Origin of the sequence: Candidatus Pristimantibacillus lignocellulolyticus, from assembly GCA_023639215.1 — a bacterium.
GTDB lineage: Bacteria > Bacillota > Bacilli > Paenibacillales > Paenibacillaceae > Pristimantibacillus > Pristimantibacillus lignocellulolyticus.
Map to the genome: position 1 here is coordinate 5,077,700 of CP097899.1, position 26,926 is coordinate 5,104,625.

Annotated in this window: 31 protein-coding genes and 1 pseudogene; 1 reads left to right on the forward strand and 31 read right to left on the reverse strand. The window is 37.8% G+C overall.

Going from position 1 to position 26,926, the window contains the following annotated elements; all coding sequences use genetic code 11:
* Positions 1-61 precede the first annotated feature (61 nt).
* On the reverse strand, positions 62-1,840 hold the full coding sequence (locus NAG76_22195) for a cell wall metabolism sensor histidine kinase WalK (protein ID URN94495.1): 1,779 nt from the start codon (positions 1,838-1,840) through the stop codon (positions 62-64).
* A gap of 44 nt (positions 1,841-1,884) precedes the next feature.
* Positions 1,885-2,847 carry a bile acid:sodium symporter family protein gene (locus NAG76_22200; protein URN94496.1) on the reverse strand — a complete coding sequence of 321 codons (963 nt, stop codon included), beginning with the start codon at positions 2,845-2,847 and terminating at the stop codon, positions 1,885-1,887.
* Between the two features lie 114 nt (positions 2,848-2,961).
* On the opposite strand from NAG76_22200, the gene NAG76_22205 reads away from it, so the two are divergent.
* A complete protein-coding gene (locus NAG76_22205) occupies positions 2,962-4,101 on the forward strand; it encodes an HD domain-containing protein (protein URN94497.1) in 1,140 nt (379 codons plus the stop codon).
* Positions 4,102-4,113: 12 nt separating this feature from the next.
* Here NAG76_22205 and NAG76_22210 read toward each other — a convergent pair whose 3' ends face one another.
* The 29 genes and pseudogenes from NAG76_22210 to NAG76_22350 all read right to left on the reverse strand — a co-directional run bounded on the left by NAG76_22210 (position 4,114) and on the right by NAG76_22350 (position 26,924).
* Entirely contained in the window at positions 4,114-4,344 is a 231-nt protein-coding gene (locus tag NAG76_22210) for a hypothetical protein (GenBank protein ID URN94498.1), read from the reverse strand.
* Between the two features lie 5 nt (positions 4,345-4,349).
* Positions 4,350-7,256, reverse strand: coding sequence for a DEAD/DEAH box helicase (locus tag NAG76_22215; GenBank protein ID URN94499.1), 2,907 nt, complete (start codon positions 7,254-7,256; stop codon positions 4,350-4,352).
* Positions 7,256-8,839 carry a hypothetical protein gene (locus tag NAG76_22220; GenBank protein ID URN94500.1) on the reverse strand — a complete coding sequence of 528 codons (1,584 nt, stop codon included), beginning with the start codon at positions 8,837-8,839 and terminating at the stop codon, positions 7,256-7,258. Before NAG76_22220 ends, NAG76_22215 begins: the two co-directional genes overlap by 1 nt.
* 205 nt (positions 8,840-9,044) lie before the next feature.
* The gene (locus NAG76_22225; GenBank protein ID URN94501.1) at positions 9,045-10,793 is read right to left on the reverse strand and encodes a GHKL domain-containing protein; all 1,749 of its coding nucleotides are present in this window, start codon (positions 10,791-10,793) and stop codon (positions 9,045-9,047) included.
* Between the two features lie 226 nt (positions 10,794-11,019).
* Complete coding sequence (locus tag NAG76_22230) at positions 11,020-11,535, reverse strand: hypothetical protein (protein ID URN94502.1); 516 nt, start codon at positions 11,533-11,535, stop codon at positions 11,020-11,022.
* A gap of 286 nt (positions 11,536-11,821) precedes the next feature.
* Positions 11,822-11,911 (reverse strand): annotated as a pseudogene (locus NAG76_22235) (DNA-binding response regulator).
* An 18-nt stretch (positions 11,912-11,929) separates the two neighbouring features.
* Positions 11,930-13,522 carry a recombinase family protein gene (locus tag NAG76_22240; protein ID URN94503.1) on the reverse strand — a complete coding sequence of 531 codons (1,593 nt, stop codon included), beginning with the start codon at positions 13,520-13,522 and terminating at the stop codon, positions 11,930-11,932.
* Positions 13,523-13,531: 9 nt separating this feature from the next.
* Positions 13,532-13,720: a hypothetical protein gene (locus tag NAG76_22245; GenBank protein ID URN94504.1), complete on the reverse strand. Its 189-nt coding sequence runs from the start codon at positions 13,718-13,720 to the stop codon at positions 13,532-13,534.
* A gap of 48 nt (positions 13,721-13,768) precedes the next feature.
* Positions 13,769-14,239 carry a transcriptional regulator gene (locus NAG76_22250; GenBank protein URN94505.1) on the reverse strand — a complete coding sequence of 157 codons (471 nt, stop codon included), beginning with the start codon at positions 14,237-14,239 and terminating at the stop codon, positions 13,769-13,771.
* Positions 14,240-14,295: 56 nt separating this feature from the next.
* Positions 14,296-14,820 (reverse strand): hypothetical protein, encoded by a 525-nt coding sequence (locus tag NAG76_22255; GenBank protein ID URN94506.1) that lies wholly within the window; start codon positions 14,818-14,820, stop codon positions 14,296-14,298.
* Between the two features lie 14 nt (positions 14,821-14,834).
* Positions 14,835-15,311, reverse strand: a complete 477-nt coding sequence (locus tag NAG76_22260) for a hypothetical protein (protein ID URN94507.1) — start codon at positions 15,309-15,311, stop codon at positions 14,835-14,837.
* A 75-nt stretch (positions 15,312-15,386) separates the two neighbouring features.
* Positions 15,387-16,322 carry a DNA (cytosine-5-)-methyltransferase gene (gene dcm / locus NAG76_22265; protein URN96910.1) on the reverse strand — a complete coding sequence of 312 codons (936 nt, stop codon included), beginning with the start codon at positions 16,320-16,322 and terminating at the stop codon, positions 15,387-15,389.
* A 91-nt stretch (positions 16,323-16,413) separates the two neighbouring features.
* Positions 16,414-16,929, reverse strand: coding sequence for an HAD family hydrolase (locus NAG76_22270; GenBank protein URN94508.1), 516 nt, complete (start codon positions 16,927-16,929; stop codon positions 16,414-16,416).
* Positions 16,913-17,149: a hypothetical protein gene (locus NAG76_22275; protein URN94509.1), complete on the reverse strand. Its 237-nt coding sequence runs from the start codon at positions 17,147-17,149 to the stop codon at positions 16,913-16,915. The genes NAG76_22270 and NAG76_22275 overlap by 17 nt, the downstream gene beginning before the upstream one ends.
* Positions 17,146-17,316, reverse strand: coding sequence for a hypothetical protein (locus NAG76_22280; GenBank protein ID URN94510.1), 171 nt, complete (start codon positions 17,314-17,316; stop codon positions 17,146-17,148). Before NAG76_22280 ends, NAG76_22275 begins: the two co-directional genes overlap by 4 nt.
* Before the next feature lie 73 nt (positions 17,317-17,389).
* Positions 17,390-17,902: a hypothetical protein gene (locus NAG76_22285; GenBank protein ID URN94511.1), complete on the reverse strand. Its 513-nt coding sequence runs from the start codon at positions 17,900-17,902 to the stop codon at positions 17,390-17,392.
* A gap of 156 nt (positions 17,903-18,058) precedes the next feature.
* Complete coding sequence (locus tag NAG76_22290; protein URN94512.1) at positions 18,059-18,271, reverse strand: hypothetical protein; 213 nt, start codon at positions 18,269-18,271, stop codon at positions 18,059-18,061.
* Positions 18,219-18,659, reverse strand: coding sequence for a hypothetical protein (locus NAG76_22295; protein URN94513.1), 441 nt, complete (start codon positions 18,657-18,659; stop codon positions 18,219-18,221). The genes NAG76_22290 and NAG76_22295 overlap by 53 nt, the downstream gene beginning before the upstream one ends.
* 14 nt (positions 18,660-18,673) lie before the next feature.
* The gene (locus NAG76_22300; GenBank protein ID URN94514.1) at positions 18,674-18,922 is read right to left on the reverse strand and encodes a hypothetical protein; all 249 of its coding nucleotides are present in this window, start codon (positions 18,920-18,922) and stop codon (positions 18,674-18,676) included.
* A complete protein-coding gene (locus NAG76_22305; protein ID URN94515.1) occupies positions 18,915-19,355 on the reverse strand; it encodes a hypothetical protein in 441 nt (146 codons plus the stop codon). The genes NAG76_22300 and NAG76_22305 overlap by 8 nt, the downstream gene beginning before the upstream one ends.
* Positions 19,325-19,525: a hypothetical protein gene (locus NAG76_22310; GenBank protein ID URN94516.1), complete on the reverse strand. Its 201-nt coding sequence runs from the start codon at positions 19,523-19,525 to the stop codon at positions 19,325-19,327. The genes NAG76_22305 and NAG76_22310 overlap by 31 nt, the downstream gene beginning before the upstream one ends.
* Before the next feature lie 4 nt (positions 19,526-19,529).
* Positions 19,530-19,823, reverse strand: a complete 294-nt coding sequence (locus NAG76_22315) for a hypothetical protein (protein URN94517.1) — start codon at positions 19,821-19,823, stop codon at positions 19,530-19,532.
* Positions 19,820-21,190 (reverse strand): replicative DNA helicase, encoded by a 1,371-nt coding sequence (locus NAG76_22320; protein URN94518.1) that lies wholly within the window; start codon positions 21,188-21,190, stop codon positions 19,820-19,822. Before NAG76_22320 ends, NAG76_22315 begins: the two co-directional genes overlap by 4 nt.
* On the reverse strand, positions 21,183-21,515 hold the full coding sequence (locus NAG76_22325; GenBank protein URN94519.1) for a hypothetical protein: 333 nt from the start codon (positions 21,513-21,515) through the stop codon (positions 21,183-21,185). Before NAG76_22325 ends, NAG76_22320 begins: the two co-directional genes overlap by 8 nt.
* A complete protein-coding gene (locus NAG76_22330) occupies positions 21,448-22,368 on the reverse strand; it encodes a hypothetical protein (protein URN94520.1) in 921 nt (306 codons plus the stop codon). The genes NAG76_22325 and NAG76_22330 overlap by 68 nt, the downstream gene beginning before the upstream one ends.
* A gap of 126 nt (positions 22,369-22,494) precedes the next feature.
* A complete protein-coding gene (locus NAG76_22335) occupies positions 22,495-23,112 on the reverse strand; it encodes a hypothetical protein (GenBank protein URN94521.1) in 618 nt (205 codons plus the stop codon).
* A 13-nt stretch (positions 23,113-23,125) separates the two neighbouring features.
* Complete coding sequence (locus NAG76_22340; protein ID URN94522.1) at positions 23,126-23,851, reverse strand: MBL fold metallo-hydrolase; 726 nt, start codon at positions 23,849-23,851, stop codon at positions 23,126-23,128.
* Entirely contained in the window at positions 23,851-24,825 is a 975-nt protein-coding gene (locus NAG76_22345) for a recombinase RecT (GenBank protein URN94523.1), read from the reverse strand. The genes NAG76_22340 and NAG76_22345 overlap by 1 nt, the downstream gene beginning before the upstream one ends.
* Before the next feature lie 17 nt (positions 24,826-24,842).
* Positions 24,843-26,924 (reverse strand): AAA family ATPase, encoded by a 2,082-nt coding sequence (locus NAG76_22350; GenBank protein URN94524.1) that lies wholly within the window; start codon positions 26,922-26,924, stop codon positions 24,843-24,845.
* Positions 26,925-26,926 lie beyond the last annotated feature (2 nt).

Here is a 26,926-nt window from a genome sequence, read left to right on the forward strand (position 1 = left end):
TGCCGAATCAACTTCGAAGCAATAGCATCGTGATCACAAGTGACTGTTTTTGAACTACCTGTTATTGTATACTTGGTAATTCAATTGTAAATTTGGTACCTACTCCTACAGTACTGCTTACAGAAATCGTTCCTTTATGCAGTTCAACAAGATGCTTAACGATCGATAATCCAAGACCAGTTCCTCCAGAAATACGAGAACGAGCTTTATCTACACGATAGAATCGTTCAAATATACGTGGAAGGTCTTTCTCAGGAATACCAATCCCCGTATCAGATATAGAAATTAGAATATTTTCTTCTTTCGTCTCAGAAATGACGATGTTAATAGTACCACCTTCTGGTGTGTAATTTATCGCATTACTCAATAAATTAACTAGAATTTGACGAAGTCGATCTTCATCTGCTTCCATATAAAACTCTTCTGGTGAAGTCATATTAACATGAATGTTTTTACGAATCGCACTGACTTCGAGAATAGCAATTGTATTACACATAAATTCATTAATATCAACTGGTGTTAACATTAGTGGGGCACGCCTTGATTCGATTTTGGATAATTCTAATATATCGCCAATTAATCGATTCAATCGTTCACTCTCATCATATATAATTTGCAAGAAAGAGCGAGTCGTTTCTTCGTCTTTCACTGCGCCACCAAGTAATGTCTCAGCAAATCCTTTTACTGCAGCGATTGGCGTTTTCAGCTCATGCGATACGTTAGCAACAAACTCACTACGCATCCGCTCTAGACGTCTAATTGCCGATACGTCTTGCAGTACAAGAAGAATTCCACCAAAATCTGAACTATTTCCATGATAGATCGGCACAAGATTGAGTTCTAACAATCGTTCTTCTGGATAGTAGAACGTAATTTCTTCATGAATAAATTCCTTCGTATCATACCCTTCCACAATCAATTGTGAAAGCTCATATTGCTGCTTAATGTCACTATACGGTTTTCCAATCAACTTACGCGCAGATACACCAAGAATGTTTTCAGCTCGCTCATTCATAATTAGAATTAAGCCGTTAGCATCCATCATTACTACACCATTGATCATATTAGAAAGGACACTTTGTAGATGGTTTTCATTTTGGCGGATTCTAGCCATTTGAATCTGAAGGCTTTCTGCCATTGCATTAATCGCATTACCTAGTTCCCCTATTTCATCTTGCTTAATTCCTTCCACACGAGCACGATAATCCATATTTTTAATTCGCTTAGCTACTTGTGTAATTTTCTCTAAAGGTTTTGTTAAGCTAAGTGCAATTCGATAGCTTGTTAACGCCGCTATTACGAATAGTATAATTAATCCAACGATAAGTACCATCGTTAAACTGTTAATCGACTGCTCCACTTCATCAAGGCTCATTGCAAGTCTAATGACATATGTATCATCAATGATATCGTTCGTAATAGGAATTGCAACATATAGCATACTTTTATGAAGTGTATCACTTGCACGAATACTTTTACCTATACCTGATTCCAAAGCCCCAATAATTTCTTCACGACTACTATGGTTGTCCATTTCAGTCGCTTTAAAACTGGAGTCTCCAAGTACTGTCCCATCTGATTTAATAAATGTAACACGAGAATCCATAAGTTCCTGAAGCATAGTTGCTTGATTAGTATAGTAGTTAATAACGTCTTCATTATCACCTGATACCCAATCCATTTGTGCTGCAATTAGGCGCATTTCTCTCTCAAGTGTTTCTTCTAATACTTGAATATGATTTTCTTTGAATGTGTTCAACATTAATAATCCTGAGGCAACAACAGATAATGCGACCATGGAAATAATAATGATAGTGAGTCTTGTGCGAAAACTAAACATTGTTCCCTCTCCTTGAATAGATAGTACTACCATCGTACCCCTGTCTAGTTACTTTGGCTATATGTGCGATTATTAATTTTTTGTAAAAATAACGAATATAACGTTGCGATCGGTTGCTGTAACAGTACTCCGATAAGAATAGGTACCGCAGTACTGGGACTGAAATAACTCATTGCAATAACGATTCCTAATGAAACATTTCTTATGCCTGAAGCATAGGACATCGTTACTTGTAGAGACCTCTCACTTTTTCTCATTACTGTAACATAACCTATAGCATAACTTACTATAACAATAACAATGGAAAATGGAATAATTTTTACAATATCACTTTTCAGATCATGTAGATACGGCGTAATAGCTGACGCATTTAGTAATATAACGATAACAAAACAAAGTTTAGATAATGGTGCAACGATCGGCTTAACTTTACTTTGTATTGTACCTTTCGACCATTCGTTCAAAGTGATGCCTACTAACGTTGGTAGGACCACAATTAATAATAAATCAATCATCATCTGACTTGTATTCACTTCAATTACACTACTAAAAAATGTTTTTAGTCCTATTGTAATAATAAATGGACTTAACAAAGAATCAATCACTACAATCGCTAATATAAGTGAGACGTTCCCACTTGTCATGGACACCCACATCACTGATGATATGCCAACAGGAATTAATGTGAACATAACAAGACCTACTACATATGGAGAATGATATCCAAATATAAGCCCTGCAAAAACGTATACAATAACGGGCACAGCGATATGAATAATAATTAGAAAATAAGATATTTGCAATGGTTTTGCAATAACAACTCTAACTTGTTGTAAACTACAGCCGATCGCCATCGCTACAGTAACAAAGGCAAACAGATAAGGTACTAAACCTACGTACTCATTTATTGGTTCACCAAAACAGATACCGATGATCATAACAAATGGAACAATAACAAACATATATTTTTCAAACCAGTCATTTATAGTCAGACCGAATGAAGCCATTGCCGGTTCCTTCTTTCCAATATCTAGTTGTTTCAATCAATAAAGGTTATAATCATTTATGAGAAGAAAAATATTGTTGCCTACTCGACTTCAAGCAGCAGATGAGGTGAAAAAATGAATAATAGTCATTATGTAAAAGCCATTTTTCAGATGCAATATGTCTCTCGCTGGCAAGAGTTTTCTCCAAGATATAAAGATAATGCCGCAAGTCATAGTTTTCGATGCGCAGCAATAGCTGTACTAATAAGTATAATAGAAACTCGATTATACCATAAGCCAATCTTACCATCTGAATTAATTGGCAAAGCTTTACTTCATGATTTGAACGAAACGGTAACTGGTTCTATTAAGTATGTTACCAAAAAAGAACAGACCCTTTCACCACATATTATAAAATTAGAAAATGAAGTTAATAAAGAATTCGTAGCCTATTTATCTAAGTCACTCCAACCTAGTTTTACCGAATATATCGTTCAAGCTGAAGATAATAGTTATACAGGTAACCTTATGAAGGCTATCGATTCTTTCGATGCGATGCTGTTTTGTAGACGCGAAAGCAGTTTACAACATCAAAGTTATTTCACTGAACGTTACGAACAATTACGAAATTCATTAATGCAAAGTAAATTCGAATCTATTCGTTGGTTGCTGTTGGCATTAGAACAAGATGAAGGCGTTGCTCAATTTCTAGACTACATCCTTAATTTAGATCTTATTGATCGTTGGGGTGGAAGCTTTAATCTTATTCCAGATAATGATGCAACCCACTCTTTCCGAGTTGCTGCATTATGTCTATTCAACGCTCATTTGGAAAAAGAGAAATATAATAAGGAACATATCAATATGTATGCCATTCTTGGGAAATCAATCATGCATGATGTTGTTGAAGGGGTTAGCGGAGATGTTGCTTCACCGATCAAACGCTCATCTAACGAAATTAAACAAGCGTTCATCAATTTTGAGCAACAAGTTGCAAGAGATATGGTGAGTAATTTACCTGCATTCATGCAAGAAGATATGATGGATTTTCTCGTACATGCCAAAGATGACAGTTATGAAGGAATGTTAGTGGATATCGCCGATAAACTTGACGCACTCATCAAAAGCAATCTTGAAATGCGCAATAATCCACATTATGTCAGCAAGTACGAGCAACAATTGACTCATATTCAGCATCATTATGAAAATCCATCCGTTATTTTCTTCCTCGCATATATATTACATGATATTACCTACGATCACTTTATGAGATAAGCTGATTACTACTTACTCATCATTCGTTTGTCTTAATGTTTTCGCATAATTAGCTATATCGCGATATAATGCTTTCCAGTTAGAGTTAGCTGTTAGAGGAGGTGTAGCTTCTGCTACACTCTCCTCTTTTTGCGGTTCACTTGGTTCTATTCGTTTAAGCTCTTCTTTAATCTCATCTATAGAGATTTGTCGATCTCGATGCTCTGATATTTCTGATATTCCCACATTATTTTCATTACTCATTCCGATCACTCCTTAAGCCAAGAGTCTCGTAGTGTAAACAACTCTTTCAAATCATCTGTGCTTAACTCTGTTATCCATTGATCAGATTGACGTACAATTTGATCATTCAATTGTTGTTTCCCATCTATCATCTCATCAATTTTCTCTTCTAACGTACCAATCGTAATAAATTTGTGTACTTGAACCTGCCTCGTCTGACCAATCCGGAATGCACGATCTGTTGCTTGATTTTCAACAGCAGGATTCCACCATCGGTCAAAATGAATAACATGATTGGCAGCTGTTAAGTTCAGACCAGTACCACCAGCTTTTAATGACAATACGAAAGCTACATGTGGGATCGCTTCATCTTGGAATGCTTCAATCATTTCATCCCTTTTTTGCTTCGGTATTGCTCCATGCAAATATGGTACTTTTATCTCATAACGTTGCTCCAAGATCCGCTGGATTTGATTACCCATTTCAATATATTGCGTAAAGATAAGACAACGTTCACCTAACTCAGCAATTTCATCAACAAGTTCAACCAATCGTTCGAGCTTACTTGAACGTGTAATTTCCCACTGTTTCTTCGTTTCTTGATGCAGTAGTAATGCTGGATGATCGCAAAGTTGCTTTAACTTCGTTAATGATCCCAGAATTAAACCTCTACGTTGCATAGGTGTTTCTTTATGAAGTTTATCTAGCAATTCACTAACGATTCCCTCATACAGCGATACTTGTTCTGTAGTAAGTGGCATAAAGCTCTTTGCTTCTTGCTTTTCAGGAAGGGATAACGATATTGTAGGGTCCTTCTTCACACGACGCAACATAAATGGCTTCACCCAACGTTGCAAGCCTGCAATGCGCTTCTCATCCTTCTCACGCTCTATAGGTGCAATCATCGATTTACGGAATTGATATAAGCTACCTAAATACCCAGGATTAATAAAATCATAGATTGACCATAATTCCGTTAATCTATTCTCCATCGGTGTTCCTGTTAATGCAATACGTTGCAACGCTTGAAGTTTTCGAATTGCTCCAGCTTGTTTCGTATAAGCATTTTTAATATTTTGAGCTTCATCCAAGCAAAGTGAATCCCACTCATAAGTTTGAAGGTCATCAGAATCAATTTGAGCCAAAGCATAAGACGTAATAACTAGATCAGCATCTTTAATAGATTGTGCAAATTGAGCATCCCGAGGACGTTTCGTACCATAATGCAGAACAATATTTAAACTTGGGACAAAACGCTTCAATTCTCTTTCCCAGTTACCAATTACCGAAGTTGGACAGATCAGTAATGATGGTGCTTCACTTTTACGCAATTGATTGTGCTTCACGTAAGATAAGTAGGCCATGTATTGAATAGTTTTCCCAAGTCCCATGTCATCAGCCAGTACTGCTCCTAGACCAAATTGACGCAAGAAAATAAGCCATGATGCACCTTGTTGTTGGTACGGGCGTAATTCTCCAAGAAATGTAGAAGGAGTCTCGATTAACGGAATATCTTGAACATTTTGTAATTGCATCAACCATTTTTTCAAATGATCATTCAACTCTATCTCTGTGTCCAGGTCATAATCAAGTTCTTCATCAATCCAATCAGCATGTTCACCTCTTAAATGCATTTGCAGAACATCACTGAATGTAAGACCCTTTTTACGATGAACATTTTTTAACCATTTTTTAACTTGAGCCACATCTTCAGCGCTCAAATAAACCCATTGATCACCAAGTTGAACTAATTTTCGATTGCTTGCTGCAATACTCATAAAATCATCTTCACTGATCTCTTTGTCACCAATTGCAAATTTCCAATCAAACTGTACAATTTGATCTAAACCAAACATCGGTTCAGCAGCCGATCCTAACGAGGATTTGACTTTCCCCTTCATTTTCAGCTTGCGATTTTTAACACTTTCCCACCAAGCTGGCAATATTACTTTACAACCTGAAGATAATAAAGCGGCACTTTCATACTCTAAAAACTTCCATGCTTCATCTTCGGTTAAAGGATGTTGCAAAACATCATATTCATCGCTTATTAGTGTGTTGTCGATAACACTTTGATAGCGTAGACGTTCACGTTGGAGCTTCTCATGTAATGTTGCGCTCCATGGCTCATTAATTGAAGTAGCAATCCCATCACTATTAATCATGGACCAACTCTGCGCCGCACTGTTAAAACTTAAACTATACCATTGCTCATCATTTACATTATATATAGATGTACGGAGGAACCATGTTTTTGAGCGATTAGTTGGCTCATGAAGTGCAATTGCAAGTTTATAAGGTAACACATCTTCTTTAAAACCAACCGCAGTTAACCACTCTTCTTCATCGTTAACTTTATTCATAAGCAATGCATCACCTGTTACATCAAGAAGCGCATTCCAGCTTCGTCTAACCGTTGATTCATTTTCAATAATATCATTCACAATATGACTGAACCAGTTTCCGATTCCATCAAAACCATATTGTTTTGCTTTCTCCCACCATTCATCAATCTGTTCAATAGGGACCGAATTTTGGAGTGGTCTCCATGCCGTAGTATGCGTGTTCCAATTCGCTGTTTCCGGCTCAAACTCTCCATTTTCCAAGCACTTCAAATAGAACTGCGCTAATTGTTGCAGTAATAGTAAACGTTCTGAATACTGAATATTCAGTAAAGATAATGGTGCTGGAGCTGCCAAAAACTCTAAAGCTTGTTTCGGCGTTAAAATGAGAATCGTTCTACCATTTAATTTACTTTCTTCAATTTCTGTACCATACCAAGACGGGACATGCCAACCGAATATATAACTGCGCAATTGACCGAAGGTTGTTTCTTTCCAGCCATCCACACGTAAAATGATCTCATATTTCTCTTCTCTCTTACCCCATATTCCATCTAAAGCCAAAGGCTGTATGCCGAAACTCATCTTCATTACAATAACTTTCCTTTCAGAAGTTCTTCCTGAAATGCCCGCAATCTATTATAACGGCTTTGCATCATATCGAAATAACTTCTCCATACATTTGGCTTCTCTAGTTGCTCATACAAGCCATGTAGCTTTTTCATATGCTTGGCAGCTGTTCTATATCCTTGCCGGTTACGACTATGAATGGATAATTCAATGGCTTGATGGTACATCGGTAATAACACCGAGGGTGCATACTTCTCAATCGGTTGTAACTCATTGGCTTTGAAATCTTCTGGTTTACGTCCCATATAAAGTTGCAAATCTGCCCAATCCTTATATTGCTGCTCATTAATATAATGCTCAGAGAGTGCCGCATATGAATGGGGAAGAAATTCAACCATATATTTCAGCCATTTGGAGTTACCCGGTTGTTGTTGACTTCCTTTACGACACAATTGGAGAAATGGCCCAATCGAGCGAACTTGTTGTGTTTGCACAAAATGATCATTCAAAAAATCCATCCATAGCTCAACTTGATCCCACTGCCCATTACTCATTCGATTCTCTACAATCGGATAAATAATACGTTGCACGCGATCAAATTGACATTTATCTAAATAATAAATCGCTCGTTCATCGGCCTTTTTACCAAGCATGAGCACTGCGATAGAACCATATAAAAACGAAACGACATATTCACGATTCTCTAGCTGAACAAGATTTTCTAATTGAGTGAATAACTCTTCATTTTGTTCATCGTCTGCAGCAAGGAAACCAATTAATCTATAGTAAGCGTAATCCCATTCAAACATTGGTTTCTCAAAAGTAGTTGCCTTCTCAAATGTAAAGTTCATCATAGACCTTATCCATAGTCGCTCATAAGGTTGCAATGCATCATCTTGCAATAGTCCTAGCAGCTCATATAACTGATTACTCCAGGGCTCTGCAAGTCGTTTAAACGTCATTTCATGATAATATCGACTAAAACTATCCACCGCTTGTAATGCTCTCTCGCCTAGTGATAACACGAATAATATGGAAGCACACCAGTGTAATCGTTGAATATTGGGTTGACTTGATTTAGCCATACCTTTTATTGATGTTAATGTATTAGAAAGTGGATGAAAAGAATGTTTACACTTCTTCCAATCATCACCAAATTGTTGCATCATTTTTTGAAAAACTTCTTCTGGGTCTACTTGTTGGCTTATAAGTCCTTCATTATTCTGTTCCAATTGAGAGCTATTTGTAACAGATGGAATAGAAGATGCACGCACTAGACCTAATAATTGAAAGTATGCTTGCTCAGCAAGAACCTTTCCATTTTCTAACATTTTACAATATTGAAATAGTAATGCTGCCATATGTTCACAGTACACAGGTTGCTGGCAAGTACAACTACTATAGCGAATATGATCAGAATCGATAACAACTGCGTGAAGTTCTATATCTTTCACTATGCCATTTATCATATTGGTTCCGTATACGTTGACTTTTTGTACGACTTGAGTTTGATATAACTTCCAGCCTTGTTTCAACACATTCGAATATGACCCTTCACTACTTAGTTGTTCAAAGGCCGTTAGCAATCGATTATACATTTGCATGCTTCTTACTTCACCTGCTTTCTACATCAATCTGTCCATTCTATCTATTATATCAAAAAAAACGCTCAAACTATAATCATTTCCTTATTCTTTTCAAATCCAACGCTAATTGAAGTCGCAAATGATCACTTTATATAAGTACACAATATAAAAAGCTATACATTAGCATGGTTCAGCTCATGTATAGCTATAAAATAATTGCGGACTAAACAGGGATTTTCACTGAAAATTCGATATAGTGTTCATCAACTTCATATACTTCTAACTCACCTTTGTATTGCTTAACTAACTCAGATACAATCGATAAGCCAAGTCCTTGATGGTCGCCGCCCTTGGATGTGAAACCAGTAACGAATAGTGGACTATTTACAGTCTGACAAGCGTCTTTGCAATAATTTGTTACTTTTAAATATAACATACCTTCCTGCTCACGACCATATAAAATAACTTTACGATTCTGTTCACTATGCTTAAGAACTTCGTCAAATGCATTATCGATCAAGTTACCTAGTATACGATTAATATCTAGAGTTTTGCCTGCCAGAGCATGCAAATTGACACTTTTCACATCACGCACAAAATCAATTTTAAATCCTTCTGCTTGTGATATTTTTGATCTCACAAGTGCTGCAACCGTTGGATTGCCTATATTAATAAAATCATTTACATAATGTATTTCCCCGGCAATAGCCTCTGTAAATTTTTCAAGCTCATCATACATTTTCATTTTGGTTAAAGAATGGATCGTCTGAACTTGATTAATGAAATCATGCCGTTGAGATCGTATCGATTGGAACAAAGCATTAATTTCTTCGATATAGGTTTCTTGAGCAACTTGTACAGCCTGATCACGTAATTTGCGGAAATATCTCATAACAATAATAACAATTGGTAACATAATAAGAGTAACTATAATCGTTATTAAAGCTACTCTAATAATACTCTCAAGCAGTTTTTCTTTAATAAGACTATAATCTGATACGATAACTAGAACATATCCACTCATTTCAGTACCTTCTTCATCCACCATAGCTAATTTATCATCAGCAACTTGAACAGGGATGAACATTTTATACGTATGACTACTACCTATTTTTTCTTCTCTACTTACATTCTCCGACTCTAAATAAGCCTTTTTCACATCTTGTTCATCATAACTGGAAACAAAGTCATAGCTACCATACAATACTGGACGCTGTACAACATGTTTCCGAACAGAACCATCATTATTTACTGTGACACGATCATTTGGGAAAGTGTCTGGATTAACTATACTTATTTCTAAAATAGAATCGTTAGCTTCTTTTAAGTTTTCAAATAAACGATCTAGCCCTGTCGCTTTATTGTAATTTGCTACTGCTTTATAATCGACATAAGGATCAATTATGTAATTGGTAGTACCGTCATAGAAGTAACCCCATTTATAAACTTTTCTGTAGTCAGTAGAAGCTACCTCATATGGACCTGACCAGAAGGAAGGCAAACTCGTACCTACCCATTCATGACTAATACCTTTCATGTCAAATAACTCATTAAAAATTCTAAACCAAGGATCCCAATCTCGAGTACTCTTCATAATTTGCGAAGGATCAGAAGAACGATACAATAAAATATCTTTATCATCCATTTTTCTTAGTAAAGTAATATGTGAGAGATCTAACTCAGTAGCAAGTTCAGTGAGTTGATCATTCGATATTTGCTCAATATCATTGTTCAAAGCATATTTCGCAGCAATGGATGCAGTTCTTAACTCTCTTCCGATCTGATCCTCGAACATTTGCGATCCTTTACGCGTCTGTTCAACTGAACTTTCTATCTGCTTACCTAGTACTTCTAACTCTTTATCTAACTGCTCAACGAGCATGTTTCTAGTAATAAAAAAATATACACAATTATTAATAATAACAAGCAACACAATCGTGCTAATTGCCATATACCAAATATTTCTTTGCATAACTACTCTCCTAAAATCCATATATGTAACATGATTAATACCATAAAACACTTCCTTATATTAACACATAAATGATAATTAGAGTTCTTTTACATATAAATTCATTTTTCATATAATGTGGATTAAATTAAAAGCTATGTTAAATTTAAATGTTGATTTTAACAATAAGAAAACCGCCTCTTTGTGAAAGGCGGTTAATTGAGCCATTGTCTCCCAATAGTTTAATCTACCCTTGAATTTCAATCGCTGCGGCATAACTCCCGTGATCATCTCCAGACCATTTGCCCCAGACAATTAACACGTATGTCCCAGGTTCGGATGGAAGGACAAACGCATCCCCTTTAACGGGAAGCTCCACATTATTTTGGTTTTTCCATAGTCCTGCCCATACGTTATCGGGTTTGTCACCTATGAAATTCAACGTGAGTTCGGCATTTGGCTTTACAACATAAACGGTCGTGTTTTTTACTAAGTCGTCGGGGCTAGGGGCATCCGCGATCGCATTGTTCCACTGGTAGGAACCTTTGATAAGCTCAATCTTTTGCCCGTCTGCTTCTCCCACAGCACTTGGCGGATCATTCGATACTAATGTCACTGTCTTAGAACATCCGATAACCAGTGCAATCGTCAAAAGCAAACATATACTCTTAATCAATTTACTTTTCAATATACAACCCCTTCCTTTACTTAATTTATCAGAAGGATAACCTGTAATGTTTGTTGCTGCCCGAAAGCTTAACAAGAATAAGCAGTTGTCTAAATAACGAAACTAAGACAAATAATGTTGCAAACATTTGGATTTCCCTACACATTTATACAGATTGAGTTCTGTCATGTTTCGCTTGCCCTTTTCTGAGTACAGAAAGTATGTCTCGCCCATTTTAAAAACAACAACCAGATTTAACATAGACAAAATAAAAAAAAGACAGTCATCGTTATTATTTTCATAATAACAACATACTGTCATCAATCTGCTCCTTCACATTGCATATCATTTGAGCCATATAGAGTATGGAATCACTTCACAATTATATCTGAAGTTCTCCCATCTTAATTAACTCAACAACTGCTTGCGAACGACCTTTTACGTTTAGTTTTTGCATAACATTCGTAACATGTATTGAAACACGCACGAATCAAATCTTTCCTAACACACTATGAACCTCTACTCTTCCCTCACTAGTGATATCTATTTTATCAATAATTTTCAAAAGCAACGACCGAGTGAATTCCACATCTTCAAAAGAAGTTAACTCACTCAATTCTTTAACAGTTTCCTTCAATGTTTGCACAAACGCTTCACTATTCTTTTGTTCTTTGACCCTCTTCGAAAGCGATGTTAATTTAGCACTAGCTTCATCTATTGTTTTTTCGTATTGAACTTTTTCAAACTCATACTGTTCTTTAGTTAACTCTCCCAGCATGTTTAACTTTCTAGTTTCAAACAATAACATCCGGTTATCTGAAATCACTTTTTCTAGTTGTTTTAACTCTTTATCAAAGTCTCTAGTCTCGATAATAACATCCGATTCAAGATTTTTTACCAAAGAAGGGTATTTAATTAAACGTTGTAACTTTTCAATTATCTTACTTATAACGATATCTCTCGTTTCCTCATATGGCATCCAAATTGAGTTGTCACAACCTTTATCGCCTTGTCGTCTATGTTTACTGCACATTAGATAACGATATCGCTTCACTTCTTCAGTCTTCTTTAATTGTCTGTGTGTACCCATCGAAACCATTGCTGCACCACATTCTTTGCAAAATGCCATCTTTGCAAAGACATTAACAAATGCTTTTCTGCCGCCGCGTTTGCCGCCACCGCGAATCTCACGAAGTTCTTGTGCTTTTTCATAATCATCTTTACTAATTATAGCTTCATGTGTTTGAAAATCTGTACGCTCCCATTGATCACTACTCTTGGCGACTAACTTTTTACGTCTGTTGTGCATATCGTTAATATCTTCATATACTTTTTTACTTTCTGATTTGCCAAATGTTAAGTAACCGGTATAATTCTCATTTTGAAGTATTCGTTGAACAGATGATAATCCCCATATCCCACCTTTTGGACTAGGAATATTTAATGTTTCATTTAGATGAAGAGTAACTGACTTCTCTCCCATACCTTTATTAATGTAACAATTGAATATTGTTTTAACTATTTCTGCTTGCTCAGGAACCACTTCTAATGTTTTCCGACCTTCTACAACTATTTTTTTATATCCAAATGGTGCAATACTTCCAGTAAAATTACCTTTCTTAGCTGATTGCCTTATACCTCGTTTAGAAGCTGTGCTTGTTACCTCTGATTGTTTTTGGTTAACTGATGAGATTATAGTAAAAATCATCTCGTTATCTTCTTTTGCTGAATCGTACATATCTTCGATGGATACAACTCTTATGCCTAATGCATTAACAAGTATCCGTTTCAACGATATTGCATCTAATGTATCACGACTAAATCTTGATAATGATGCAAAGTATATTGTGTTAAAATCTCCGTTCTTTGCGTCGTTAATCATTTGTTGTACATCTTCACGTTCTATAATATTTGTCGCTGTACCACGATCTAAATAAACTTTTGTTATAGTCAATCCTTCTATATTTGCACTTTCTCTAATCAAACCTTCTTGATGCTCAGGGCTGTCCTTTTGTGAGTCATTAAGAGTCGAGACACGAACATATGCCCGTGCCTCGACTGTCGTGTTTATATTTTTTAGCATGATTACATCTCACTCCTTGACGTGGTTACGCAAATATTCTCTAATGTCCATTTTAATGGTTGCATTGTGCTTTGCCAACGCCAAACTGATGTTCGGTTCTATCATGTCAATAACCTTCTCGACCACATCCCCTTCCGTGGGGATGAAAACAACTTCTATATTCACTTTTGTTCTCTTCTTCTTTTTCTCTTCAATCATTCCACATCACCCACTGTTATCTTATGAAGTAGTGCTTGAACAACTTGCTTATTTGTCGCTATTTTTCAACACTGCAATTCTCAAATCTACTGCAAGCAAATAAAATGCTCTCCAGCGGATCTCTTTGAATACCGGTTGACTAATCGGTGGTTGGAATACGTGATTGTATACCTTTTGGTCTGTAATGTATCTATAATCCTCAACCATGTAGCGCTTTTCAATTAAAAAACGTTCTTTTGGGGGAAGCTTCTTCACAGCTCGCTCTACCTTATAAACAAACGCCCTTCTAGCTGTTTGTGCATCAGTATTATAAATGGCTATGTTTGAAGTTTGATCACTGGTTACATTTGTTGAACCATGTTCCCTGACGATATAGCTCTGCGTTGTAGCAGCTTCACGTTCCTCGAAAGTTAAGTACTTGCACATATGATACTTTTCAAACGCCGCAACAATCGCCGCCTTTGTTTTCTTCGTGTCCAGTTCAGGAAATTCTATATCAAAACTTATTTGCTCATCCAAGTACAGACACCGCCTTTCTAGGGAAGCCCCCATGTTGATGAGGGCTGTGTTATTACTTAATCCAAATTGTCATTATCATCTTCTTCTGTTTGATCTTGTTGATCTTTTTCTGATCGTGTTTCTTCATTTAAAATTTCTTCCTGTTCATCATCCTCACCAATGCCATCCATTGGATCGGTGAACTGTTCAAGTGTGGTTTGATTTTCATCTACCACTTCTGCTGTACCGTCTGCATTAACCTTTACTTTCAATCCCTCGCGGAACTCTTCAATATCCATATCTGATTGTGTAATGCTCAACTGTACTGATTGACCTGTGAAGCTGAAATATTCGAATGAGTGCTTATTGCTCTTACCAGGATTAACGATGAACTCTAACACTGTGCGTTTAGCATCCTTTGAATTCTTCTTGAACTCTGCTGTAAGTGACTCTAACTCATGCACCTTGATTTCAACCACTTCACCAACCAATGCGTTTAACTCAACTTCATTTTCGATCTCGCCTGTCACATGGAACTGAAGAAGTTCCTTTTTGCTATCTCTCGTCATTTTGTTGAAGTGTGTGCTTAATTTGATTTCCATATCTAAACATCTCCCTATGAGTTAATTGATTTTCTTTTCAACTTATCTAATCCAACTGTCAACTCTAGCTTGCTTATGCCGAGTTTCTTAGCCAGCGGCGTTCGTCGCATTCCCTTGTTTTCTTTAATGATCTTTAAATGTGCTTGTGTGAAACTGAAAGTGTGTAATGAATCAAGAAGTTTATCTTCCTCGTTCTCCATTTCAACAACTGCATTAGCATCTCTTTGAGCAACAAACTCCTTGTACAGTTCCTCTTGCTGCTTAAACACTTCTTCAATGTCTACATTTGTCACGTAACATTGATATTGGCGATCTGTATCAAACACACGATGTATTAGATTTATCTGTTGAAGCCACAGGAGCATATTGAATACGCTAGTAGGATGAATTTCACTTTTCTTTACGACTTCTTTTGACTTGATGCCAGGATTATCTTTGATTGATTCATAGACCTTTCGAAGAGTTTTCGTGACTCTTAACGGTCTTCCCATTACCTTCACCTCACTTTATAGGCACATATGTTCTGTTTTTAGGGTGCGAAAAGGCGCTTCACTCCCTGTTTGGTGCTACAATACTAATTTCATTTGTCCATCAGACTCTTGGAAGAAATCATCATCTTCTACATCATCACTTAGTAGGACCTCAAAAATTGCTTCTAATACCTGTACCACAATACTGTTCCCTGCAATTTTGTAGAGTGTTCCATTTGTGCAGCCTATTCTAGTTGGATGTTCTGAGAGTACTTTTTCATAATCCTTATCATCAAATCCCATTAACCTCCAACATTCACGCTCTGTCAGTAATCTGTATTGTGAATCATTGATAGGTATAATTCCACTGTTAGGACAACGATTTTGCTTAGTTGTAATGGTCCACACATGATCTTTGATCGGTGTTAATCTACCACCAAAACTTGAATCACTATCTCCAATCTTTTTTAGCATTGATGGCGACTTGATTGTATAAATATCATTTACATCAACCTCTATAAATTCATCGATTGGTCGCAATTGACGTTTACGCATTTTGCTAAAGTTGAACGGCTTGCCATTTAAGATACTAATAGTGAATATTCGTTCTCTCTTTTGCGGAATACCGTAATCCATTGCATTAATGACTTCATAACTATTCGTGTAACCAAGGTTAGAAATATAGTCTAAATACTTGTTGAAGCTATGAATCATATCCTTGTCTAGTACACCCTTAACGTTTTCCCATATGACCACTTTAGGCTTCCATTCGCCCATACTTTCAATGATCCTCAACGTTTCAAACATAAGAGAACTGCGCGTTTTATCCTCATCCTTACCACCAAGCCTAATGCCTGCTCTACTAAAGTCTTGGCAAGGACTACCGTGTACTAAAATGTCAGGGCATAGATTCCAGCCTATTACTGACTGCGGTTTGTGAAGATGTTCATATAATGCGTTGTATGCTCTCACTGCTTTCTCATCTATCTCGACGTAGTCAATAGATTTGTGCTCGATGCCTAAATTTATCATTGCTTTCCTTGGAGCACCTGCCCCACCGAAAAGCTCAAGCAATTGAATTGGCTTATCAGTGTTGATGACTCGCAAATTTACTCACCTACTCTCAAAACGATAGATCTTCAGGCAACAATATAAGTCGATCTGCTTCTACTCGTTGTCGCTCAATCTCTGCTGCTATCTTAGGTTCGGGCGCATATTGCTCATGCCATCCATCAGGCTTGATGATCTTGCCTTGCTCATTCTTGAGCACCTTACCGTTTTCTCCAACCTTGCCCATGTTCGCTTGCATCACGATATCTTCGAATGGTTCAGGAGTTAATCCCATGTATGTGTAAGTTCCTTTCGTAAATACCGTTAGATCGACTAATGCATCAACTTGACCTTCGATGCTATCAGCTCGTAGTAACTCCGCTATCTCTTCTAACATCCATGAGACACGCTTTAGTAGCAGATTGTCACTCTCATTTGCTGTATATCGTTTAATACCTTGCGACATTAATTCAATATCTTTTGCGATATATACAGCTTCAGGATCAACCTCTAACATCGTTGGTACTTGTGGCATTACCTCATCACATGCTATGTGAAACTCTTTGATTTGTTCAGTAAGTGTTTTCAATTCGTTCATCCTCTCTATTCTTTTCCATCACAGCAAACCATCTGCCATATGGCACTACACCTTTACTCTCATTAGCGTGTCTGCGTGAATAGTGATATTTGTTAGAGTAATACGATTTTTCTTCCCTGCCTGTTTGCACCAATGACCAACCACGCTTTTCGGCGTCTTTAATCTTTTGATTCAACTCATGCTCGTAGTAACTGTGGATTGTGTGTCTCATCGCCTTGTACCAGGATGCTTATCAGGTCTGCCACTAAATGACTTTCTATAGTGCATGGTGAGCAAGAATTCAGCTTTCGCTTTTTCAAGTTTTGTTGCAGTTTCATCGTGATAAGCGATTGTTGCTAACTCCACTGGATTGGCTCTGCACAAACTTGCAATCCCCATCTAAACCACCTCATTTCCAAACGTATGTTCGGTTTTATTGCAGCAATGTGCCGCTTAAAATCGTTATGAGTGCTTATTTTCCTTTTCTAACCGTTTCCAATACTTCCAACTGATACTTATGATAGTCACCTAGACTGAACTGTCCTGTTGTCTGATGTAGTCCTAGTGCCATTCTAGCAAGCACATATGCATCACGAACGTTATCACTCTTATGCTCGAATCCCCATGCTTTATAGATGTGTACTGACAATTCATCTTTCTTGGTGTTACCCTTACCACTTGCAAACTTCTTCAATGCGGTAGGAGCAATCTCTGTATATCCACTGTGTTCATGTAACCTCATCCGTAATGCCCAACCTAGACCGTACTGGATGCTTACTGCATTGCCTTGAGCACCATAAGCGAATCCTTCAATTGTAATAATGTCGTTTGGTTCTAGCTGCTCAATCACCTTGTCGATAATTTCAATCATTCGAACCGGATCTTTAGCCTTTGATGTGATTTCCAAACCGTCAATCAGATTGCCTTGTGCATCTATGATGGCTACACCTGTTTTTGTTGATGGATCAATACCTACGAATCTCATTACAACACTTCCTTATCCAGTATTTTTATCGCTCGAACACCAACAACCTTGATGTACCCATTTACTTCTAGCCGCTTTAAGTGTCCATGCAATGTAGATGCGCTTTGTAAGCCTACCATTTCGGCTAGTTCACGGTTGCTAGGTTGATAGCCATGCTCAGCGGTGTATTCCTTCAGCTTGCTCAACACTAACTTTTGTTTGTTCGTTAGTTGCTTTATCCTGTTCAGCCTCCTTTACCTTTGCTTGTATCCCCTCGGCAACCTCTACAGCTACAGATGGATGCTCATCTTGCACTCTAATGATCTCGTTACGTTCGTTACGTGCTACCCATAATAGTTCTTGATTCCACTTTGTCATTGCTTGTCCCATGCTGTACCTCCTGCAAAGTTTTCTCGGCAATGTATCGACTTTCTTCATCCCTCGTTTGATCTTTAATATCTGCCATAGCTTCAATCAACTTCTGGTTCTGTTCACGTACGCCTTTGAGGATTACACGTAGTTGATCACGCTCTTCTTGTGCTTCTCTCACGTATCTTCCAAGAGTTTCACTTGCTTTACTTACAACAAAGTCACGTCTTTGAAGTTCCTTGTTATCTTGCTGTGCTTGCTCTAGTTGCTCTAATACCTCTTTATGAAGAATTAGAATTTCAAGGATTTCTTTTGTCGCACCAGGAGATAACTTTACAAATTCACCTTTGGTTAATATTTTTCTCTTATTTGAAAGATCATCAATGTATCCTTGCAGCTTGTCACTCACTAGATTCACCAACCTTAAAATAAAATTCGCTTGCAGTTTGGGTCAGGAGCGGTGTACACATCACTTCCAGTAGCTCCGTTCATTGATTCATCATGCATCGATTCAAGCATCTTACCTACCCATTCATCTGAAACGGTGTACAAATGCATTGCTAGTCCTTCTGCAACCAACTTTTCAGCTTGATGCTTATAAATTACTTCCCCATTATGATTAATCATTTGACCGCTCGGTAGATCATTTAATTTAACTGTTTGTTCACTCACTAGATTCACCCTCCGCAATAGCTACAAACTCACCTATATCCTCGCCATAACTACCCTTGTATACTTCACGATCATGATTCCAACATTCCTTGCACATCTTTTCTCCTAATGCTGCATCAAACATATGAGGATGACTTACTTCAGTTGTTAAACTATCGCACCAACCGCATTTTTTGGGACGCTCTAACCACCATTTACCTTCTTCAAACCATTCAACCCAACGGAATGCGATCTGTGATAAATCAATTACCTTTATCTCACCATATATTTCTGTCGTATGTTCAATTTCTGTAGATGTAAATCCAAGTGATTCTAACATTTCTCTATTTCCTTCAATGTCTTCACAGTAAGCATAATAAAGTGTTTCATCACAACATTCTGAATCAACAATGTCTATTTGGTTCAATATTGCAACTGCTTCTTGTTTTTCCATACTTTATTACTCCTCTCAATCTTCTTCTGTTCCACCAATCCATCCCTCAACTGCGATGTTGGAAGTTTGAACACTTCAGCTATCACTTTGCCTTTAGCATCCTTGATGATGATGTAAGGCACATCTTGCATAAAGGGATCAATGCGACGTTGTGACGGTTGTTTTCGCATAGTATCACCTACTCAGATGCGCTACAGCTGCTTGATGTGCAAAGTGTGGGTTACGCCGCTTGTAGTCGTCTAGAGTTAGACACATGCGGTCATATTTAATGAACGCTAACTTGATTAACTTCTCCAACTCATTTCGCTTCTCTCCGCTTATAATTGGGTTAGTTGTCTTCTTTTGAAGTTCTTCAATTTTCACAGCTGAGAACACGATATACTCAAGTACTAGCTTGTAATCTTCTTCGGTGACAATTACATCTGGTATTGGTGGGTAATCATCTTTATTCATTCTAGGGTAGGTCATTTAGAACCCTCTTCTTTCACTTTAGGCTCAATGTCTAACAACTTACCAACATCCTTCCAAAAGACCATTTCTACAGTGCCTATTGGGCCCCCACGATGTTTACCTATAATAATTTCCATGATGTTTTTCTTCTCGGATTGTTTATTATAATAGTCATCACGGTATAAAAACGAAATGATATCTGCATCTTGTTCGATAGCTCCTGATTCTCTCAAATCGCTCATCATCGGGCGTTTATCCTGTCTCTCTTCAACCTTTCTACTAAGTTGAGACAAAGCTACCACTGTGACTTGTAACTCACGAGCTATCGTCTTACAAAGGTTCGAAATGTAAGTGACTTCTTCATGACGGTTGGGAAACTTCTTTTCTGATTTCATAAGCTGCAGGTAATCGATATAGATCACAATCTTATCTATTCCTTGACTACGTAATTCTTTAACTTTCTTCTTAGATGTTCTGCGAATGTATTCAATAGTCATACCTGGAGTGTCATCGATGTAAAAATTAAGGTTCGACAATTCTTCTAATGCAAAGTTATATTTTTTCAAATCATCGAAATCAAAAACACCAGTGTCCAGTTTTTTTGAACTAAGATTGGATACTATGCATACCATCCTGTCTAGCAATTCTTCCTCTCCCATTTCACCAGAAAAGAATATGGATGTTGAATCCTGTTCTCTAGCAACACGAACACCGTCATTCAATGCATGTGCTGTCTTGCCGATTGATGGTCTTGCTGCAACTACCTCAAATTTCCCTTTCTTATGGCCGTTCGTCATTCCATCAATTGTTTTAGAAAGTGTAGGGGCACCGACGATCCCCTCTGTTTGAGTTCTGTCATACACCGTATTTACATACGTTTTTACAATGTCAGAAACTTTTTTGAGTCTGATATCTTTGTGTGTAATCATCAAACCTTGAAGTCTTTCAACCTCTTCATGCATAAGTGAGAGATGAGTCGCTATATTGTCCGAATAACCAACATTTGATGCGATCTGCATGAATGTTTTTCTAGATTCACGTTCAATGTATGCTTCTCTAATGTTGCGCTGGTAGTACGTGAACTCTAATGGGCTGGTCTTCGAAACTGAACTTTGAAGTTGAGTCAAATAACTAATATTACCGATTTCATCTAAGTTCCCATCTTCTTCAGTTGCAACTCTTGCAAGTAACATAATCGTTTCAACTTCTAGATCTTTTGAATCGTCTATTGCATAAATGAGATACTTCAAAATTGATTGATGTCTTGGGTCAGCAGTGAGTTCATGCGGTTCGATAATTCGGTCATGGATAAAATCTTTGTTCTGCAAAATAGACCCTAGAAAATAAACTTCATTTTGATATTGAATCTCCATAACATCATCCACCGGACCACCTCTTTAACATCTCTAGCGGCATCGGAACAGCATTCTTCTTAGCTTCTTCTAGCTGCAACATGTGTTGCTCTGTTAACTGTTTGTGATCTTCGTAGAAGCTAGGTTGAGCTGATCTGCATAAGGCTGCGATTGATGGAAAGTAGTCGCTTGTTCTCGAATGTTCTTTCATGTTGTTAAGCGCAAGTTCAAAATCAACTCTTTCCAGTTCCTCATAATACTCTTCAAATATCATTGGCTGTTCTTTGAAATTAGGTGCTAGATTCGGGCATCGTAATGATGCCTTGCCCAGTATCACTAACAGTTGTTCTCGCGTCACTCTGTGAACCTCCTAACCCTTGTAAGAAGAAATCCATGTTGTCGTTAACTTTGCTGTTCTTTCCTGATCCTTTACTTTGTCTTGGTCGTTGAGCTGACTTAATCACCAACTCTTTGTACTTCTCTCTTAACTTATTTGCCGAAAGTATATTGGTTTTCCAAAAAGCATCACTTGTACACCAATTAATCACGTTGTATAGTTCAACCTTATCCACGTTATCTTTTTCAAACATAAGTCTGAAATCGTTCGCCCATGTTTGAAGATTGATGTTATCCATCAGATGTTCTTTACCTACTTCCTGCATGCCACCTCTTATTTTTTCTTTAAGATAAGCAGCGGCCTTATAACAAGATTCGTCCTCAGAATAAATTCTTTTCTTATTATGAGAGGGAGAAGGTTTTTTCTTTTTACCTTCATCTCCTTCATATACATTCTTATTATTGTTTCGTCTCTGTTTCGTCTCTGTTCCAAGTTGTGTTCCTAGTTCATCCTTTTTATAGTGTCCAAACCCTTGATATTGCTCATAATTTAGGACTGTAAACACTGTTCCAAGTTCATGTGTTTTCGTGCATACTCTCTGCAACTTAACTAATCGTTGAATTGTGCGATTAATAGTAGCTGTGGAGTACGTTTTCACCTGTCTGTTATCGATAAATTGCAAGTCCTCTTGAATCTTTCTTGTGGACCTTAACCACTGTCCTCTATGAAGGGTTAGGGTATCATCTACCCTGTGCCCCTCTTCTGAGAAAATAGCATTTCCGTAGATCAGAAAGAACAAGCGGAACTCTACGATGTTTTGCCAAATTGGATTATTGAATAATTCCCTACTGGTTTGAAATGCCCCACCTGCCACATTCTCACCTACTCCTTGCTAGATTCAATAAAATCACTTAGCAGCTCATTCACATCAGTGACTAACTTCCTTTTACTCTTGCCATCCCATGTTGCAAATAGCGCATCAATGTTAGCTTGCAGCTCTTTATGAGTCATGTTGCTTCACTGCGTCTTCTGCTAGGATTTCACGAATAGCTAACGTTAAGTTTTGAGCTAACTTGTTAACATCTATCGGATATAGAATTTTTTGAAGCATCAATTCTTCGTACAATTTGTTTTTGATTCTTTCCTCTGTAGTCGGTTCTTCTTCGACTGTGTAGCCGTTGACTAGGGCTTGAATCAACAAACCTCCGTTTTGGTGTGCAAATCCTCTCAATACTTTTAATCGATCAGTTTCAATAATCACGCTATCTTTAGTAGTAAGTGCATACATAAGGTAATTAACACTCGTAGTTTTCATGAAATTATCAATCGCTTTAACCACATCTTGTGGCAACACAACTTTTTCAGGAGTTCTATTATCGCGTAAATTGAAGTATGCCTTTTCCCATTCATTAGCATCTGAAGTAGCACGCTCTAGACTCAGTTTCATTCCATTGAGTTCCTTCTGCAATTGCGCTACATTATCGATTAGCTGATCTTTCTCAGCTTCGATAGTGTCGATGTGGTTTAGTAGTTTTAGTGGCAAATGTGATTGTAAAAATGCATATAGATGACAAGTTTTCCAAATAGAATCCAACTCTTCTTTGCTCAATTTCCCCATCTATAGGACCTCCTTATTTATCTGCTACGTACACCGGTACGCCTGTGAGTTTCTGTATCTCCTGTTTGAACAACGCTTCATCACTGTTGCTGTCACTTAGGTGTATGAGCCACACTTCTTTCAACTTGCTGAGATCATTAGCTCGTAAGAAGTCAATCATGTTTTCTAAGCTGAAGTGTGACTTTAATAACCGCTTGTATCTTGAAACTAGGTTCTTGGAATCATCTAAATCAGAAGCTAATTCAATCTGACGTTTGACGATCAACTCACTGTAGTTGCATTCGATTAACATGTGTGTGATGCCGCTAAACTTGTATTTGATGTAGTAAGTATCTGTCGCAAATAGTAGTGTTTCACCTAGCTTATTGATTAGTAGATAGCCTAGCGGCTCATCAACGTCATGCTGCACATCAAAGGGAATGATTACCCATGATCCAATCTTGAACTCTTGAAATGATCCTGTGATATTGAAACGATGGTGCGCATAGTCTAGTGCATCACTCGTACCTTGTGACAAGTACACTTCAACACCTTTGTTAGCTAGCTCCTTTAAGCCTTTTACATGGTCAATGTGATTGTGCGTGATTAGACATCCTTCAAGTTCTGAAACTTTGAAATTAACACCCTTCTGTATTTCCTTGAATGAGAGTCCAGCGTCAAGCAACAACGCTGTCTCTCCGTCTGTGATGTGATAGGCATTTCCTGCTGAGCTACTAGCAAGTGGAGTTATCTTGATCATTAGAACTCTTCCTCTTCTACTGTGGTTGGTGTAGGCTGTTCATCGTCTACTACCTGGTAATGAGTAACGTCAATTGCTTCACTATTAGCACTCTGTGCTATCTCTTGTTGAGTTTCAAATTCAGCGGCTTGCGTTTCCATAGCCTTGATACGATGGTAATCAGCATCAATCTTTTGTGGATCAATCGTTACATCGCCATGCGCTGCACGGAACACTGTCTTGTAACACATCTGCTCGTGCCAACCATCGACTTGTACTTTGTTACCTGTTTTTTTACCGTTTTTATATTCGTCTTTCTCGCCGCCCCAAAACTCTGCGGATGCTTTTTCGGGCTTACGTTTTAAGATTTCAGCTATTGGCATCATAACTATTTTGTTCTTTGACGAATCATCCTTATATTCGTGGTAGTAAAAACCTCCGATAATATTGCCACGACTGAATGGATTAGTTACTTCGAATTCGTAACTCTCCACGCTGTTTCTAGCATCTTTTTTAATGGGTTTGAAATGATCTGTTTCATAGACTAGCTCTACAATAACAGCAGTAGGAACGCTCAGGCCGTACTTAACTGCCTTTAGTTCAAGACCTCGATACCCCTCCATAAATGTGATGTCGTACTTGCCTGTGCTGTTGTTTTTATATGGGATTGGAAATAGATGATTCTTTTGCAATGGATCAAGACCTAGACGAGCATACGCCACAACATCAAGCGATAGTTTGTTCAAATCAACGTTTTCCCACGTAACAGGAACTGCATCACGGTATTGATCAGACTTCTTCATGCGGTTGATTTCAGCAGTTGATAACACTGCGCTGATAGATGAAAAGTAGTTTCGTGCTAAGCGTTGTTGTGACTCAGTTAATGCAATCTCGCTACCTGCTCCAAATTCTTGCATTACCTTGCTCACGAAACGTTGTGACGCTGTGTTTTGCTGTGCTTGTACGATTTGATTTTGTGATTGTTGTTCACTCATTTATCATCATCCTCCGATTAAAATAGTTCTTCTTGTTCAATTTGTTCGCTGCTAGGCTTGATTTCCGCTAACTCAACCTCTATATTTGGGACCTCGATTTCAGGAGATCGCTCGATCACACTTCCTGCATGCCACAACCATTTATCACGCTCTGATACGATTAGTTTGATCTGCTGTCCTTGTGTGCTTGCTATCTTAGTTGCTGCTTCTGCGTTGTCGATAAAGATAGGAGCTACCACTTCATAATGTTCAGACAATACTTTGATAACTTCTAAGCCTGCGTTCATTTGTGCTGCTCTATTAAGACCACCGTTGTAAGGTACTAGATTAGCTCCGTATAGAGTTTCACATGTGTCTTTTAATTCCCCATTGACTTGGCGTTCGAATAGCCTGAATCGAACATTAGGGAACTTTTCATTCACTCGACGTTCAACCAATTCTGCTTTAGTGCTGATAAAGTCTGAAATGAGAGACAACTGATATTGCTTATCTTCATATTGCTTAGCTAGTACCTTTTCACTGTCCTTAAGCTCATCAATTCGACCTCTAGCACGTTCTGCCACACTTAAAGATGCCTTATCTTGCTCTAGCTTAGTTAGTTGTTGTTGCATGTTGTAGAGTGCTATTTTAATGCTATCGAGTGCAGTAGTGCTTTCAGCAAGAGATGATGATATATCAGATTCAACAGCATTAATTTGTTGTTGTAATGCCTGGTATTGCTCATTCTGTTCGTAATCAACAACGCTGTTTGATTGTTGATCAAGTTCCGCTTTAACTCGTACAATCTCAATGTTGAGTTTTGACAAACCTTCTTCATTAGTAGATATCTCTTGTTGAAGTTGTGCGATCCCTGCTTGCAAGGCTTCTGATTCATTCTTAGCAGCTACACCTTTAGTTGTGATTTCCTCAAGTTGTTTTGACTTGTTTAAGTTGAACTGCTCTAACAACGCTTGATGTGCTTGTTCGATTTGATCTTGTGGTAATGACTGATTGCAAGTAGGGCAGTTCGTGTCTATGTGTTGTTCTTGGAAGGTCAACTCTCTTGTGTTCGTTCGTTTTTGTCGCAAGTCAGTGAGAGTTACTTCGAGTTCTGCAATACGCCGCGTCTTACTAGCTACCTGTGAGTTAAGTCGGTCACTAATTGACTGAACCTCTGTATAGCGATTATTCAACTTGCTAAGTCGATCGCGTAGTTTGTCAGCATCTCCGCTTGTTACTTGCTTCAACTGATTCCGTAACTCTAACTGTTCGTTCTGTAGTTCTAACTTTTGTTTGTTGAGATCAGCTACGGCACCACCATTTTCAACGCGTACCAATTCCAGTTGTTTAACACTAATATCAGCACGTAGTTGCGTGATTTGCTTGTCCAGCGTAGCTGCATCAACACCGCCAGCTGTACCAAAAATGCTATCCTGTTGTTCCTTGATCTGTACCGGTATATCCTTAATTTGCTTATCAAGTGCCGATGCATCTTTTTTCAACTGCTCTTGTACCTCGCTTGGTGCATTACTGTTCAATATCTGTTTCACAATACTCAAGCTAGGTTTGAGTTGAATCACATCATCGTCTGTTACGTCACCGAATAGCTTGAATAGTACTTCTCTTCGTTTCTTAACATCTAACTTTTCATTAAAGTGGGAAGGATTAGTTATGAGTTTGAACAACTCTTCATCAATGATCGATGCTATTTCTTTGATGTATTCACCTTCCTTGTGTTCGACGCTATTAATGAAATAGTCTGTTGTGTGACCACTAAACACTTCGTTAGTAGTCCCTCTAGGACGTGTCCATTTTTCTTTAAACACCTTTTTCAAAGATAGTTTATTACCGTCAATATCTAGTACACCTTCAACAGTGTGATTCAATTTGTGAATGACCTCACCGTTAGCATCAAGTGTCTTGATCCATTTACCAGGTGAATCATTTCCTTGTGAGTCTTTGCCGAACAACACCCAACTGAAAGCATCGAATAGTGTTGTTTTCCCTGCTGCGTTGTCTCCATATATATTGAGGTCATTGCAATCAGCTTTAAGTGTGAAGGCTTGTACGCCTTTGAAATTAGTAAGTATGAGTTCGATTAATTTGATTACCTTTGCCACTG

Bases quoted from the DNA above. Each gene is read 5' to 3' on its own strand.
- NAG76_22195 (URN94495.1), bottom strand. From the start codon at position 1,840: ATGTTTAGTTTTCGCACAAGACTCACTATCATTATTATTTCCATGGTC.
- NAG76_22290 (URN94512.1), bottom strand. From the start codon at position 18,271: ATGGGACAAGCAATGACAAAGTGGAATCAAGAACTATTATGGGTAGCA.
- NAG76_22240 (URN94503.1), bottom strand. From the start codon at position 13,522: ATGCTAAAAAATATAAACACGACAGTCGAGGCACGGGCATATGTTCGT.
- NAG76_22260 (URN94507.1), bottom strand. From the start codon at position 15,311: ATGGGAAGACCGTTAAGAGTCACGAAAACTCTTCGAAAGGTCTATGAA.
- NAG76_22305 (URN94515.1), bottom strand. From the start codon at position 19,355: ATGGAAAAACAAGAAGCAGTTGCAATATTGAACCAAATAGACATTGTT.
- NAG76_22210 (URN94498.1), bottom strand. From the start codon at position 4,344: ATGAGTAATGAAAATAATGTGGGAATATCAGAAATATCAGAGCATCGA.
- NAG76_22220 (URN94500.1), bottom strand. From the start codon at position 8,839: ATGCAAATGTATAATCGATTGCTAACGGCCTTTGAACAACTAAGTAGT.
- NAG76_22280 (URN94510.1), bottom strand. From the start codon at position 17,316: ATGGGGATTGCAAGTTTGTGCAGAGCCAATCCAGTGGAGTTAGCAACA.
- NAG76_22255 (URN94506.1), bottom strand. From the start codon at position 14,820: ATGGAAATCAAATTAAGCACACACTTCAACAAAATGACGAGAGATAGC.
- dcm (URN96910.1), bottom strand. From the start codon at position 16,322: ATGATAAATTTAGGCATCGAGCACAAATCTATTGACTACGTCGAGATA.
- NAG76_22340 (URN94522.1), bottom strand. From the start codon at position 23,851: ATGATCAAGATAACTCCACTTGCTAGTAGCTCAGCAGGAAATGCCTAT.
- NAG76_22285 (URN94511.1), bottom strand. From the start codon at position 17,902: ATGAGATTCGTAGGTATTGATCCATCAACAAAAACAGGTGTAGCCATC.
- NAG76_22310 (URN94516.1), bottom strand. From the start codon at position 19,525: ATGCGAAAACAACCGTCACAACGTCGCATTGATCCCTTTATGCAAGAT.
- NAG76_22245 (URN94504.1), bottom strand. From the start codon at position 13,720: ATGATTGAAGAGAAAAAGAAGAAGAGAACAAAAGTGAATATAGAAGTT.
- NAG76_22215 (URN94499.1), bottom strand. From the start codon at position 7,256: ATGAAGATGAGTTTCGGCATACAGCCTTTGGCTTTAGATGGAATATGG.
- NAG76_22315 (URN94517.1), bottom strand. From the start codon at position 19,823: ATGACCTACCCTAGAATGAATAAAGATGATTACCCACCAATACCAGAT.
- NAG76_22200 (URN94496.1), bottom strand. From the start codon at position 2,847: ATGGCTTCATTCGGTCTGACTATAAATGACTGGTTTGAAAAATATATG.
- NAG76_22225 (URN94501.1), bottom strand. From the start codon at position 10,793: ATGCAAAGAAATATTTGGTATATGGCAATTAGCACGATTGTGTTGCTT.
- NAG76_22275 (URN94509.1), bottom strand. From the start codon at position 17,149: ATGAGACACACAATCCACAGTTACTACGAGCATGAGTTGAATCAAAAG.
- NAG76_22335 (URN94521.1), bottom strand. From the start codon at position 23,112: ATGGGGAAATTGAGCAAAGAAGAGTTGGATTCTATTTGGAAAACTTGT.
- NAG76_22345 (URN94523.1), bottom strand. From the start codon at position 24,825: ATGAGTGAACAACAATCACAAAATCAAATCGTACAAGCACAGCAAAAC.
- NAG76_22205 (URN94497.1), top strand. From the start codon at position 2,962: ATGAATAATAGTCATTATGTAAAAGCCATTTTTCAGATGCAATATGTC.